This window comes from Protofrankia sp. Cas4, from assembly GCF_963555915.1.
In the GTDB taxonomy this organism is placed as follows: Bacteria; Actinomycetota; Actinomycetes; order Frankiales; family Frankiaceae; genus Protofrankia.
Window position 1 is genome coordinate 1 of record NZ_CAUVXL010000181.1, and the last position, 2,300, is coordinate 2,300.

General features: G+C 69.2%; 1 pseudogene. It reads right to left on the reverse strand.

Annotated features, from left to right (window positions below):
* Positions 1 to 2,248 (reverse strand): annotated as a pseudogene (locus U9979_RS16695) (type IV secretion protein Rhs); the annotation flags it as partial.
* Positions 2,249 to 2,300 lie beyond the last annotated feature (52 nt).

Below are 2,300 nucleotides of genomic sequence, written 5' to 3' on the forward strand. Positions count from 1 at the left end.
CCCGGCGGATCAGCGTGCCGGCGTACTCCCGACCGCCCTGCGCGGCCTCGTGCACCCCGTCGCGCCCGTCACGCTGCGCGGGCACCGACCAGGACGCATCGGTGATGTTGCCCGCCGCGTCGTAGACGTACCGCTCGGACCAGTCCGAGCCGTGCACGGCGGTGACCCGCCGCGCCGGGTCGAGGTCGAATCGGCGCAGGCCGGCGAGCATGTCATCGATCTCGGTGACATACCCATCCGGGCTGTAGGAGTAGTCCCGGCGCTGGAGCACCCGCGCGTGCCCCGCGGTAACGGTCTGCGACAGCAGCTGGTGGTTGGCATCCCACACCTGCCCCAGCACCACCCCGCTGTCCAGCCTGCGCTCGATCTCCCGGCCGGCCGCGTCGTGGACGAAGCGCACCGTCCGACCGGCAGTGTGCAGCGACAGCGGCAGACCGTTCGGGTCATACTCCCAGACACTCTCCGCCCCGGACGGCATCACCCGCCGCACCCGCCGACCCAGCACGTCGAACGTCGAGGACACCGTCCGGCCGTTACACGTCTCGGCCAGCACCCGACCGGCGGGGTCCCGGGTGAACGTGCAGTCAGCGTCTGCGTTCACCGCACGCACCACCCGCCCCGCCTGGTCGTAGGCAAACGTCGTCACCGCATTTCCGTCCCGTTTCTCGGTCACGTTACCTAGCAGATCGCGGGTGAACCGCACGGTCTCCCCCGCACCGTTGGTCGACGCGACGAGCTGCCCGGCGCCGTCATGGGTATAGGCAAGGACGCGGCCGTTGAAGTCGGTCTCCCGCACCAGGTTCCCGGCCGGATCATAGTCATAGCGCCAGACCAGGCCCTGGGGGTTGGTAACGGCGACCAGCCGTAGTTCGGTGTCATAGGCGAACGCCAGACGCGCCCCGTCCGGGCCGGTCCGCGCCGCCGGCAGATCAAAATGCGTGATCTCGGTGCGGGTCACCAGGCCGGCCGCGTCGACATGTTCGACGAGATTGCCCTCCCCGTCATAGGCCCACCGCTCGACCGCACCGTCCGGCCGGGTCCGCCACGCCAGCTTCCCCTCGACCGTCCACCCGCACCGGGTCACCCCGCCCACCGGATCAGTCACCGCGACCACCCGGCCGAACCCGTCCCGCTCATACACGGTGACCGCACCGAGCGAATCGGTCACCGCGACCGGCAGCCCGGCGGCATCGCTCACCAGCCGCCGGGTCTGACCCACCGCATCGGTGACGGTCGTCAGCCGCCCCCGGTCGTCATAGGAGAACCCGGTCCGCGCCCCGAACGGATCGATCACCGCCGTCAAGTTCCCACGATCGTCGTAGGTGCGTTCCCAGCGGGCACCGTCCGGCTCGATGACCGTCACCGGCAGCCGCAGCGCATTCCATGCCACCGTTGCCCGACTGCCATCCGGCCGGATGACCTCCGTTAGGTTGCCGTCACCGTCATAGCGGTACCGCACGGTGCGGCCCAGCGGGTCGGTTTCGGCCAGTTTGCGGTCATACCGATCCCACTCGTAGCCAGTGACACCGCCGAGCGGATCGACCTGCCGGCGGAGCTGCATCGCCGCGGTGAACTGGTACTCGATGGTGTGGCCCAGCGAGTCGGTCTCCACCGTGACATGACGATCGGTGTCGTAGACGATCGTCCCGTCCAGGCAGCCCGCCGAACCCACGGTCCGCACCACCCGACCAGCCGCATCGTAGGTATAGGCGTAGCTGGTGCCGTTACGATCCATCCAACCGATCATGCGCCCGGCAGCGTCATAGGCAAACCGCAACGGCCGACCCGAGGAGTTCACCACCTCGATCAGCCGGCCACCCTCGTCGTAGCCGTAGCGGACGACCTCGATGTCGGGTTCGCCCGCCCGCCCCCGCAACCGGATCGCGGTGATCAGGCCCTGCTGGGTGTCCACCGTCAGGTGGTACCCACCCGAATGGCTGATCTCGGCAAGCGTCCCGTCGGCGGCGTCATAGCCCAACTCGATACGATTCCCGTTACGATCGGTGATCGCCGCCAGCGGCAGCGCCACATGCCGGGCGTTGCCGGCCGGCACCGCGAAGTGCAACGTGTGCCCAGCCTGCGGATCGGTGACGGTATAGGCACCGGCGGCGTCACGGGTCAACGCCAACCGCGGACCCTCCACCGGCAGCACGGTCTCGCCGGGTGCGGGATGCGGATAGGCGACCAGCACCCCGTCCGGCGCGGCATAACACACCCCCGCCTCATCGATCTCCAACCGGTGATCCAACGTCGAACTCCACGACCGGCCAAACCACCGCCCGGCCCGGTAGGACGACAGA